Origin of the sequence: Romboutsia hominis (assembly GCF_900002575.1) — a bacterium.
Classification (GTDB): domain Bacteria; phylum Bacillota; class Clostridia; order Peptostreptococcales; family Peptostreptococcaceae; genus Romboutsia_C; species Romboutsia_C hominis.
The window spans coordinates 819,971-832,613 of record NZ_LN650648.1 but is presented as its reverse complement, the minus strand read 5'-3'; the positions used below and the strand labels follow the sequence as shown (position 1 = coordinate 832,613).

The 12,643-nt window shown below is 26.8% G+C and carries 10 protein-coding genes; 3 read left to right on the top strand and 7 right to left on the bottom strand.

Annotation, left to right across the window (positions count from 1 at the left end; genetic code table 11):
- Positions 1-8: 8 nt before the first annotated feature.
- On the bottom strand, positions 9-3,314 hold the full coding sequence (gene cspBA, locus FRIFI_RS15220) for a bifunctional germination protease/germinant receptor pseudoprotease CspBA (RefSeq protein WP_278336168.1): 3,306 nt from the start codon (positions 3,312-3,314) through the stop codon (positions 9-11).
- 158 nt (positions 3,315-3,472) lie between these two features.
- On the opposite strand from cspBA, the gene FRIFI_RS03895 reads away from it, so the two are divergent.
- Both FRIFI_RS03895 and FRIFI_RS03890 read left to right on the top strand, forming a co-directional pair.
- On the top strand, positions 3,473-4,564 hold the full coding sequence (locus FRIFI_RS03895) for an AI-2E family transporter (RefSeq protein WP_166505030.1): 1,092 nt from the start codon (positions 3,473-3,475) through the stop codon (positions 4,562-4,564).
- A gap of 178 nt (positions 4,565-4,742) precedes the next feature.
- The gene (locus tag FRIFI_RS03890) at positions 4,743-5,093 is read left to right on the top strand and encodes a hypothetical protein (protein ID WP_166505029.1); all 351 of its coding nucleotides are present in this window, start codon (positions 4,743-4,745) and stop codon (positions 5,091-5,093) included.
- Positions 5,094-5,120: 27 nt separating this feature from the next.
- Here FRIFI_RS03890 and FRIFI_RS03885 read toward each other — a convergent pair whose 3' ends face one another.
- From FRIFI_RS03885 to FRIFI_RS03870, 4 genes are all read right to left on the bottom strand, one after another.
- Positions 5,121-5,327, bottom strand: coding sequence for a hypothetical protein (locus tag FRIFI_RS03885; protein WP_092926795.1), 207 nt, complete (start codon positions 5,325-5,327; stop codon positions 5,121-5,123).
- Positions 5,328-5,372: 45 nt separating this feature from the next.
- Positions 5,373-6,944 (bottom strand): hypothetical protein, encoded by a 1,572-nt coding sequence (locus FRIFI_RS03880; RefSeq protein ID WP_166505028.1) that lies wholly within the window; start codon positions 6,942-6,944, stop codon positions 5,373-5,375.
- A 244-nt stretch (positions 6,945-7,188) separates the two neighbouring features.
- Entirely contained in the window at positions 7,189-8,265 is a 1,077-nt protein-coding gene (locus tag FRIFI_RS03875; RefSeq protein ID WP_166505027.1) for a peptidylprolyl isomerase, read from the bottom strand.
- A gap of 167 nt (positions 8,266-8,432) precedes the next feature.
- Entirely contained in the window at positions 8,433-9,293 is an 861-nt protein-coding gene (locus FRIFI_RS03870) for a hypothetical protein (RefSeq protein WP_166505026.1), read from the bottom strand.
- Positions 9,294-9,587: 294 nt separating this feature from the next.
- Here FRIFI_RS03870 and FRIFI_RS03865 point away from each other — a divergent pair, with 294 nt between their 5' ends.
- Entirely contained in the window at positions 9,588-10,826 is a 1,239-nt protein-coding gene (locus FRIFI_RS03865; RefSeq protein ID WP_092926802.1) for an NAD(P)-dependent oxidoreductase, read from the top strand.
- 19 nt (positions 10,827-10,845) lie between these two features.
- On the opposite strand, the gene FRIFI_RS03860 is transcribed toward FRIFI_RS03865, so the two are convergent.
- Both FRIFI_RS03860 and FRIFI_RS03855 read right to left on the bottom strand, forming a co-directional pair.
- Positions 10,846-11,436 carry a DUF2238 domain-containing protein gene (locus tag FRIFI_RS03860; protein ID WP_092926804.1) on the bottom strand — a complete coding sequence of 197 codons (591 nt, stop codon included), beginning with the start codon at positions 11,434-11,436 and terminating at the stop codon, positions 10,846-10,848.
- Positions 11,437-11,599: 163 nt separating this feature from the next.
- Positions 11,600-12,559: an alpha/beta hydrolase gene (locus FRIFI_RS03855; RefSeq protein WP_166505025.1), complete on the bottom strand. Its 960-nt coding sequence runs from the start codon at positions 12,557-12,559 to the stop codon at positions 11,600-11,602.
- Between the last annotated feature and the right edge of the window lie 84 nt (positions 12,560-12,643).

Sequence of the window (12,643 nt, the reverse complement as noted above, 5' to 3'; positions counted from 1 at the left end):
ATCTAACTTTATTTTAATTGATTAAACATTCCAATTATATCTAACTCTCCATATCCATAACTTTCATTTGGATAAATTATTTCCTTATTTCTTTTTGCACCTGCCTGAAGAAAAGTTCTTATCATTGTTGTAAGTGATTTTTGTTTATAATAACCTTCTACTAATGTGTATTGTAAGTAAAAACTTGCAGCTCCAGATACATACGCAGCTGATGCTGCAGTTCCCGTTATAGTGGCATACTTATTATCTGGGTATGTTGATATTATGTTTACCCCTGGTGCTACTATGTCTGGTCTTAACAAACCATTTATAGTTGGTCCTCTCGAAGTAGATGGCCATAAGCTATTATTTATTATGTTATATGCTCCTACTGATATAACATCACTATAAGTAGAAGGATAGTTTATAGTATTATTTGGACTTGATGCTCTAAACTGAGTTCCTGGTTTTATAAGTGCTCTATTTGGTAAATATATATTATAGATTCCATTACTTATGTATTCTCCTCTTAATCTAATCTTCCATACACCTTTTGTCACATCCTTTAGTCTTATTATAGTTTTTTGTTGCCCTGAAAACGATGTTGGATATATATAAGTTATTGCATACCATGTACCTTCAAGGTCAAATTTTCCCGTTACCTCATTAAAATTTGCAACTTCAATGAACTTACTTACTTCTCCACTTGGTGATATTACTGCCACACTTGCTTTATCTGGCTTATTTATCCATAAATTAATATCAAGAAATTCTTCATCTTCAGCAAGTTCCAATTCTATATCTTGCTCATCTCCCTTAAAATTAATCACTCCTGTAGCATGAGTTCTAGTATTACCTTCATTTCCAGCCGCAGATACAAGACATACCCCTCTACTAAATAATGGTGTATCTGCTAATATCCTCTGTGTAGCTCCTACTACGTCATTACTTCCTAAAGATATATTTATTACCAAAGGCATTTTCGCTTCTGCTGCTTTTTTATAGGCATAATCCATCGCAGCTTCTACAAGTGCATTATTATAATTTCCATCAATTTTTTTTAGTTTTACGATTATCAACTCTGCATCTGGAGCTACACCTTCATATCGTTTATCTATATTTCCAAGTCCTGCACATATACCACTTAACATTGTACCTGTTCCCTCTTCATCTACTGACAAAGACTTATCATTTTCTAAAATTGCTTTATTTATTTCTTCTCTTGTATATTCTGTACCTATATAAAACTCATTTGGTGGTCTACCATCTTTAGTTTGATCCCATAAATATAATATTTTAGATGTTCTGTCTGGATATATAAAATCTTCATGTAAGTAATCTATTCCAGAATCGATTATAGCTATTAATACACCTTTACCGGTTAAATTTATATTTATATTATCTTTAAAAAAATTTGCACCAATTTCCTCTGTGGCTACAACTCCGTTCTCTATCCCTCTAGTTATAGTTCCTAGTGAGTTCATTGTTATTATAGGTTCTGAGGTTTTATAAGAGCTTAAACGTTTTATTGTACTAATCTTATTTTGTTCTCCTACAGGTATCATTAATATTCCATTTTTATCACTTATAGGATAAAACTTATAATCTAAATTTGTTTTTTTTAATTCTTCTTCAAATCCAGGTCCATGAAAAATTTGAATATATGTTTTTATATCGTCTGGAATTTCTAGTCTTCTAAGCTTTTTCGCTTTTTTTTTATTACTTCTATATAAAAAATCGTATTCATTATTCATTTGAGACATACTACTCAAATCTACATTTGATAAATCAAAAAGGCCGTATCCCATAGAGTTATTTGGGTATCTATATACAGGGTTTCTTCTAGCTTCCTTTATAAGAAATGCTCTTAACTTTTGACCATAAAAAAATAAATCATTTCTATTTACAATTCCCCATTCCATTAAGAGCGCTGCCGAGCCAGTCACATGTGGAGTAGCCATACTCGTTCCTGTTAAGGCACCTAAACTCCCACCTGGTAATACTGATAGTATATCTTCTCCTGGAGCTAGTAAGTCTGGCTTAATTACATTTCTTTCTATATCCCCTTCTCCTGAGAATACAGATACATTGTCAGTTCTTGAGTTAAAACTTCCAACAGTTATTACCTTACTTGCAGTTCCTGGAACAGTTACAGTCAAATTTTTATCTGCACCTAAAAATCTAGTATCTTTGCTTATTCCCTCTGACGTTGGTAGGTATATATTTACATTTCCTACGACTACATCTATAGGCGTAAATACCAATTTCCATATTCCCGCATTTATAAATGTATTCGATGTCATTTGAAGAGTAACCCTTCTTATAAGAGAATATGGTGCTATAGGGTAAAAGTATCCTTTTATTCTAGTTGCACCTATTATATTTCTTATTTCTCCTGATGTTAATGATATTTCTTGCGTTTTAGCGTTAGATGGACTTACCAACCTAACACTAAAATTATCAATAAAGTCAGGCCATATATTTATATTTAGTATCTTTTCTGAATCACCTACTACAAATTCAACTTCAACTTCTCTATCTTGCTTTATGTTTATATTTCTATGTCCGCCTTTGTCTGCATTATTTCCAGCTGCAACAACTATATTATTCTTCCAAAATGAACACATATCATCTATATATTGTTCAAATAACGATAATCCTCTATGAGATCCTTCATTACTACCATAGCTTATATTTATAACAATTGGCATTAATAGTTCTAATGCTTTATTTAATACAAATTTTATAGCCCTCATAAACTCTGTACTTCTAGAAAAAACATCAGTTGATCTATTTCCAACTCTTACAACTATTAATTTAGCTTCATTTGCAATTTGAGCGCATATCCCTGCTACATGAGTTCCATGGGCACTAGTTGCAGATACCGGTATTATCTTTTCTCCTCTTATTGCACTATTTATATCTTCATTTGTATAAAGAGTACCATTTCTAAATCCTTCTGGAGGGTTTCCCTGTATTGATTGGTCCCAATAATAAAGTATTTTTGAATTTCCCTGATTATCTTTAAATACATCTAAATTGTAATCTATCCCCGAATCAATGATACCTATTATTGTTCCTTTTCCACTTAGATTATTTAAATTTTTAAACCTAGTTATTCCAGTCCTCGAAAAACTTTGTACATCTTGAGTGGTTAATATAAATGGTTTTTCTATAAATACTATTTGAGGATAATTAAGTAGCGCATCAATTTTTTCTGCACTATCAGCTGTTATTATGGCGTAGTTATATTCTAAAATTTCTACGAATACTCCTAATTCTTGTTGCATAAACGAAATATCTCCATTATATCTGACAATTACTTCAAATTCGATAAAAACACCCCCTATGCTTATACCTATATTTATTTTTGCTATTTCTAATATTTATAATATATATGTATGTATTTATGCTAAATTTATTGTATAATACATATATTGATTTATTTTAAATCAATTAAGATAAAATATTAGATTAGAAAGGATGTATTAATTTGAAAAATAAAAAAATTAATCTAAGTCTCGTACTTACATTAGTAGTTACTTATATAATAATAAAACTTATAGATAATTATCAGTACTTCTTAGGTATTTTGAAAGTTTTATTTTCGCTTTTAACTCCATTTGTTATAGCATTTGTATTAGCATATATATTCACTCCTATTGTTAGTTTCTTAGAAAATAAATTTAAGATTAAAAGGATATTTGCTTTATGTATAACATATGGATTTTTACTTCTTATAATAGGTTCTTTCATATTCATTACAGTACCTATATTAATAAGTAGTTTAGCAGATATAATAAGTCAAGTTCCTTTATATGCTGAAAAGACTCAAACTTTTCTTATACAGATTGGTGATAGCTTAAAAAATGTTGATCCAAATACTTTAAAATCAGTAGGAGATAAACTATTTTCTGCTATGCCACAAATAAGTAATTTACTAATAGGATATTTAGGACAAGTATTTTCAACTACATTCTCGATATCTAAATTTATTGTACAATTTGTATTAGCGTTTATAATATGCTTTTACATTATTCTCGAAAAAGAAGATTTCTTTTCATTTTATAAAAAGACTCTAAACGTAATATTTGGTCAAAAGTTTTGTAATTTAACTTTAGATATTGGAAGTACCTTAAACGAAAATATAGGTAAATATTTCACAGGAAAAATAATAGATTCTGCTATAGTTGGTTTAATATCAGGTATAGGTCTTCAGCTTATTGGGTCTCCATATTCTTTATTATTTGGAGTTTTAATGGGAGTTACAAACTTAATTCCTTATTTTGGACCTGTTATTGGTATGACACCAGTCGTATTAATAAATATATTTTATAACCCTAGTATAGCAATATTTTCATTAGTATATTTAATGCTAGTTCAACAAGTTGAGATTGCCTTTATAGAACCTAAAATAGTCGGTGGTCAGCTAGGGCTTAGTCCATTTTTAACTATACTTGCTGTAACAATTGGTGGCGGTTTTTTTGGTATACCAGGTATGATTTTATCAGTTCCTATAATGGGTGTTATAAAGATATATCTTAATAAATTTTTTGATTATAAACAAAATCAACTAAATATATAAAAAATGAGTAGCATATGCTACTCATTTTTTATATATTTACTGTTTATGTATAAATTAATTACGATATTGTAATCATAAGTAACAGGGGTGTAACTATTATATTTTGATAATTATGTTAATATTTAATTATAGAAATAATATTTATATAATTAAAATAATTTATGAAAGTTGGTGTATTATGAAAAAGGCAATTATAGTTTTATCTATCTTATGTGGTTGTTTAATTATTCAACAACCTTTACAAAAAGTTGTTTTTGCTCAACCTGCTATCACAATTTCAAATAATCAACATGAACTTACTAAAGAAGATGCTAAAAACCTTCTTATAAAATATAATGATAAAGTAGATTATATATATCAAGGAGATGCTAGTAAATTCGAATATCTAAAATCTAAAAATCTTGAAGGATATGTATTCTTACCAGATGTAGAAACAGATATTGGATATTTTGTTGATAAAAATACTAGTGATATATACTATTTCCATCCAAGTGGATATTTAGAACTAGTAAATGATATAAAAAAATAAAAGGAGTGGGTAACCACTCCTTTTATTTTATGAATTTTCTTCGATTTTTTTACTAAGCCTAGATAACATATTCTTAGAAAAGTCTGATATATCTTTTGGGATACATGTATACGTAGATAATATTGAATAGATTTCAATGGCTCTTTTGTAGTCTCTTTTGCCTGCATATGACTTAAAAGCTTCTTCTGCTAAGTCTTTTGAAGCACTACTTATTTGTTCATATCTTCTTCTCAAAACCATCTCTCCTCTAATAAAGTATATCTACTTATATGTTTTTTATTACTGATTTATTACTGGTTCTTCTATATCTACATCTTCATCGCTAACTTTTCTTTTTATAATTTCAATATTACTATGTTTTGAATATTTATCATCCTTGTTAGCCTTTACATAAACTTCTAGGTCTACATTTTCATCAGAAAGTTTTATTGTATATTTATTACTTTCTATATTACTTTCAAGAAGTGTAAACCCTTCATCTTGATTTAAATTGTTTTTAACATAAATACTATATTTAACATTTTTTATATCTAATTTATCCCAAGTAAGTGTTGCTAAATTATTATTACTATCTATAGATGCTTTTAGATTTTTAACTTCTACATTCTGTATATCTTCATCTATTGGCTTTATATTTATAGTATTACTTGGATTTGTCATTCCATATTTAGTTTTACCAGCTACATATATGCTTATATCTGGTATTTTACCATTTATTAAATCTATTTCTATATTTTTGTATACGGTATTTGAATCCATTTTATCCTTTTGTACTTTTATTGAATCGTATAAATTAAAATCTGGATAATTTAATGAATTATTTTTTAAATATATATAATATTCATTTACATCATTTATATAATCCCAAGATAATTTAACTAAAAGTTTACCATCTACTATCTCATATAAAGCTTTTATATTTTCTACTTTGTTGCTTGTAACTGACTCTTTACTAACTTTTATGGTTACTATTTTTTCTTTTTCACCGCAGATTATTCTTATCTTTTCTTTTCCTTCTTTTATTCCAGTTATAACTCCTGTATTTTTATCAAGACTTATATTTCTATCTACTCCTAATTTATTTTCCACTAGTTCATATCTTATCTTAGGATGTTTAAGTCCAACAGGCATAGTTATTATATCTGGTTTTAACTTTTTACTTTTTTCAAGTCCTACTTCTATAGTGCTACTTATAGATATTTCTGCAATCTTTGCTTGTATATTATACTTTAAAGTTTCTACCATATCTTTAGACTTTATATATACTTTAGCGCTACCTACACCCACAGCTTTTATTTTATTGTCATCTATTTTTATAACATCTTCATTACTACTCTCATAAAATACTTTTTCTTTTTCTTTAAATTTGTCATAATCTACTTTAACTTCTGATGTTATAGTAGCACTATCTCCTACATACTTTAAATTATTATCAACACTATATGTTATATCCTCAACTTTCGGATCTATAACTCTTATGTTGACTTTCCTTAGCACTCTTTGATTTTTCATAACACCTATTGTTGATATTCCTTCTTTTTTACCTATTAATTCATTTCCTTTTATCTCTAGAATATTCTTACTATCTAATACGTTAAACCAAATATCAGGTTTTTTTGCATAAGATGGTATACAAATATAGTCTCCACTAGATAATTTAACTTTATCATTTAATTTTATAGTATATTCATCTATATCTGTAACATAATCTCCATTTACTACTTTAAGTTCTATACCTCTTACAATAGGGCTTAAAACTCCAAATTTAAAAAGAAAGTACTGCAAAAATACTAATATAGGTAAAGATACTAATATGAATAACCACTTGCTATTTTTACTAACCTTCTTCATTTAACCACATCCTTTATGACAATTCATTTTATCTATGATTAAATCTTAGTGTACTAATATCTATATTAATTCCATATGTTTACTAAAATCCCTTTAAAGCACTTTTTATTATCATATTTGATTATTATCCATAAAGTTAAACTCTAATCATTCTTGCATTTAAGTATAACTTTATAATTTAATAAAAAATTTTACAATAAATAAAAGCTACAGATTTAGGAATACCTATATCTGTAGCAAAATATTATCTATCTTTTACTTGGACATTATACTTTTCTATTAAATTATCGACAACATTACTTTGTTTTTCATATGATAGCTTATACTTTAATTCTTCTTTTATATCATCAAAGTTTTCTTGCTTTTCATCAGTCTTTTTTATTATGTGATATCCAAATTGAGTTTCTACAGGTTCTTTGCTTATTTCACCTACTTTTAAAGCAAATGCTTCTTTTTCAAATGGCTCAACCATTTGACCTTTTGTAAAGAAATCAAGGTCTCCTCCATTATCTTTACTACTATCTTCAGAGTATTCTTTTGCTAATGTAGCAAAATCTTCTCCAACTTGGGCTTTTTTAAGTATTTTATCTATTTCTTCTTTAATCTTTTTCTTTTCATCTTCACTTACATCATTTCCATCTTTATCTGTAGTTTTAAGAAGTATGTGAGATGCTCTAACCTTTAAGAATTCATCTTTGTTTTTATCATAATAGTTTTTAGCTTCTTTATCACTTACTTCTGAAGCCTTTTTTATATATTTAGTAGCTATAATTTCTTTTTCTAAATCTTTTTCAGAATCTTTCTTGCTTATTCCAAATTTATTTATATATTCTTCTTCTGATATTCCAAATTGTTTACTAATACTTTCCATTAAAGATTTATATTCAGCATCTATTTCTTCTTGTGTAGCTTTTATACCATCCTTTTTACCTTCTAAATATAATACTTCTGTTGTAGTCATATAATCTATCATGCTATCTTCATAAGCTTTTATTTGTTCATCCGTCATTTCTGTTTTACCATTTATATAAAATAAAGGTTCCATCTTTTTTTCAAGTTCTTTTCCCGTTATTTTAGTATCTCCAATTGTTGCTATTACCTTATTATCGCTATAATTTTTGTGTGTTGCTGGTAACTTTCTTCCAACATTTTTTCCTGTAGTAAATCCTACTCCTATGCATAATATACCTACTAATGAAGTTATCATAGCAGTTTTTACTATTCCTTTATTTTTTTTAGCTGGCTTTACTTCTTTTTTTTCTCCCTTTTCATTTTCAATTTCATGTTCATCTAAACTATTTATTTTCTTATCTTCAGACATTTACATCCTCCCTAATACCTATTTTTTATAACTATTTATATTTTACATTATTTGAAATGTAAATAAAATTAAAATTTAATAAAGTAATATACTCTTATTTCTGTCATTAATTATTTTAGTATATATAAGTGAATGGTAATTGAAGTGCTTATGAATTTATTATGAATTTAAATATTTCTTAAACTATATCTTATTTCATATCTACCTACTTTTGTATTTTTTTCTTTTAGCATTTTAACAACTTCTTTTTTATCTTTTTTTAAATGATTCGCACATTCATCTAAAGACTTAAATATCTCTATTACTTCTCCTTTTGTGTCTATAAGTTCTACTTTCTTTTTCCCCCCTCTTTTAATTATTGATTTATATTTATTAAAATACTCATCATACTCTTCATCTATACACTCAAATATATAGTGCATTTTCACAGGGTCTAATTTATCACTACATAATATTTCTTCTCTTTTTTCCTTTGATATTTTTGAAGTAAATATTTTATTATTTAATATCGTTAAAATCTGAGAGGGCTTTTTATTACTATCCAAATAACTTTCATACTCTTTTTCAAGATTTAACTCTTTACTTAAATACTTTATAGCTCCTCCTAGATAATCAGTATATCCATACTTTAGGTTTTCCTTTATATACTCAATAGGAATTCCTAGATTTTTAGCACACTCTTTATGTGTCTTAAAAACTCTCTCTTCTTTTGTATATACATCTATAGCTTTAATAGACATACCTCTTTTTATTTTTATATCTTTTATATAACATTTATCGTCTTCACTAACAATTTCTATACTTTTATTTTCAATTTTTTCTTTTTTATGTTCTTTACTTTCATTATAAGTCCTATCTTCATTATGTATTCCATCTTTTTTAACTTCTTTTATTTCACTTATTTTATTATTTTTATCTGGTTTTACAATCTCTTCTTTATATACTACTTTATCTTTTTTATGTATTTTTGAGTTATCTTTATTTTGTTCTACTAAATGTTTTACCTTATTTATAAATTTCTTTAACAACACTTTTCCTCCCTAAAATTGTCGATATTATATGTATTATGCCTTATAATATATTACTAAAATATACGTTATTAGTAAACTAATTCTATAATTTTATTAATTAATTATTTAACACAGATTTTTGGGTATCATGTAATAATTTCTGTATATAATTATCCTTTTTTCTGTTATAATATAACATAATATAACTTATTTCGAGTTAATTAGTGTACTTTATATTTATATATAATATACCTTTAATATAATTTAGTACATCATATTTTATATCATAATATAATAAAGGGTGGTAATATAATGCTTAAAAACTTAAATGAAGCCAACAAATGTATTAATTGTAAAAATGCAAGATGTCAAAATAATTGTCCTATAAATACTCCAATCCCTCAAATTATTGAGCTATACAAGGATGGTAAAATAAAAGAAGCTGGTAAAATACTATTTGAAAATAATCCTTTATCAGCAATATGTGCCATAGTATGTCCACATGAAAACCAATGTAGAGGTAATTGTATAAAAGGCATAAAAGGTGAACCTGTACGTTTTCATGATATTGAACATGAAATATCTAGCGAATATTTAGAAGATATAACTCTAAAAAAACCAAAACAAAATGGTGTTAAAGTTGCTGTTGTAGGTTCTGGTCCTGCTGGTATTACAGTTGCACTTAACTTAGCTTTAAGAGGCTACGATGTTACTATATTTGAAAAAAATGAAAAAATAGGTGGAGTATTAACTTATGGTATACCATCTTTTAGACTGCCAAGAACTAATATTGATTTATTAGAAAAAAGACTAAAAGAATTAGGCGTTAAAATAAAAATAAACTCGCTTATAGGTCCTGTAGTTACTTTATCTAAACTATTTGAGGATGGATATAAATCTATATTTATCGGTACTGGTGTTTGGAATCCAAGAAGACTTGATATAAAAGGTGAATCTCTTGGACATGTTCACTATGCTATTAACTATCTAAGATCCCCTGAAAGTTATGACCTTGGAAATAAGGTTATAGTAATAGGTGCTGGTAATGTAGCAATGGATGCTTCTAGAAGTGCAAAATACTTTGGCTCAGATTGTGTAGAAATATTCTATAGAAGAGACTTTGATAGTATGAGTGCTACAAAGCATGAAATACATGAAGCTCAAAATGAAGGTGTTTTATTTAAAACTTTCAAGGCCCCTGTTGAAATAGTTGATGAAGGTATAATATTTGAAGATACTGAAGTTGTATTAAATGAAGATGGCACTGAGTCTTTAGTTTCTATAGAAGGAAGTCAAAAGCTATATGAATGTGATAGTATATTAATAGCTATTAGTCAAATTCCTAAAAACAATATAGTTATAAACAATAAAGGTCTTGATACTAAAAATAATGGACTTTTAATGACTAACGAGTTTGGCCAAACTACAAGAGAAGGTGTATTTGCCTGTGGGGATGTTACAAATGGAGCTAAGACTGTTATAGAAGCTGTTGTAGATGCTAAAAAAGTTTGTGATTCTATGGATAACTACCTTAAGCAATTTATAAAATAAAAAAAAAATTCCTAGATATCTAGGAATTTTTTTTTGCTTTAATAAGATTTAATTTCTTATAACTACTCATTATTATAGGGATCATAACTAAAGAACCAATTAGAGCATCTATCATATCTATAACTGTATCCTTAAGCCCACCTACTTGCATATTAGTTCCTATAAAAGTATCTAATAAAAATTCAATTATTTCCCATAAGCTCGCTACCCCCATGCTAAACATAAATAGGTATATAATTATAAATATTTTGCTTATAGATTTTATTTTGTTATCATTAAAAAATAACAATAATGAATATGCTACACTACAACTTATAAGACCTGACCAAACATGTAAAAAATCATCATAATGATTTATGTCGTAAAAATCATAGCAAGAACCTAATAAAGAAGATATCATTATAAATAAGGCTAATACTAAATATAAATTGTCATTTATAAGCCTTTTATTCTTTTGATTTATCTTATGAAGCGCTATTGTAGCTATCAAGCAAAAAGATGCTATACCTATGTTTCTTATTTCACCATTTTTAAAAAATAATATAAGAGATATTGAGTATAAAATATATAAAGCATATGTTGTATATTTCGTTGATTTTTTATTACCCATAATAATCACTCTTTTCCTATTATTGTATTATTTATATATTAATTTTAATATGTGTTTATAACTTACTATTTTAACATTTTTTTATATTTTACAATATTGATATAGTCAATATTGTAAAATATAAAAATGTAGGAATTACTTTCTATAATTCCTACATTTTGTATTATCCATTATTAATTACATTTTTATCTATAAAGTTAAATATTCTATTAAAATATTCATCTCCTAATATTTCATATCCGTTTACATGCCCAACATTATCTATAAGCCATAATTCTTTTTTATCATGCGGTATATTTTCATATATTATCTTACTACTTTGTGGTGAGCATACCTTATCTTCTTTTCCATGTATTAAGAACATTGGAGTAGTTATATTTTGAACTTCTTTATAAGGTTTTACATCTTCATAAGAAAATCCTGATTTTACTTGTGTGTATATATCTCCCATAAATTTTGCATATCCTACAGGAAGTAGTGGTATATTTTCAGCCTCTATTCCAAGTCTTATTGCATCAGCCATTTCATGATATGGTGAATCTACTATATAAAAGTCTACATTTTTATTTTTTTCATTTAAACTAGAGTGCATAAGTGCAGTACCTGCTCCCATTGAATGTCCATGTACCCCAAGTAATCCATTAGGGTATCTTTCATTTACAAATTTAGCTACATTTTCTAAATCATATCTTTCATATAGTCCAAATGTATAATCATATCCTCCAGTATTTCCTGTATGTCTTTGATTATATATAACTGCATTATATCCTTTTTCTAGGTACTCATATGCCTTATCTAGATATTCATAATAATAACTTTCTATGCCATGAACTAATATAACAGTCTTATCTGTTTTTATGTTTGACTTTATAAGCTTAGCTTCTATTTTATAACCATTTTCTGGTGAATCTATAAATACATCTTCATTTTCATAATTTTTAAGTCTTTCTAGTGGCTTATTTTCTCTACTTGAAAATACTTCTACAACATCTTCATTTTTTATTTTCTGACTAGAACCTACCGAACCATCATAAACTAAATATCCTATAAATGTAGATACTCCTATAAATACTGTCAAAGACAATCCTATTACTTTTAATCTTATTTTATTGCTTTTATTCATATTTTTCTCCTTTGTTACCTAGTACTAAAACCTAGTATACAATATTTTTTATTATTTTTCTACACGTTTACAAGTTTTTTATTT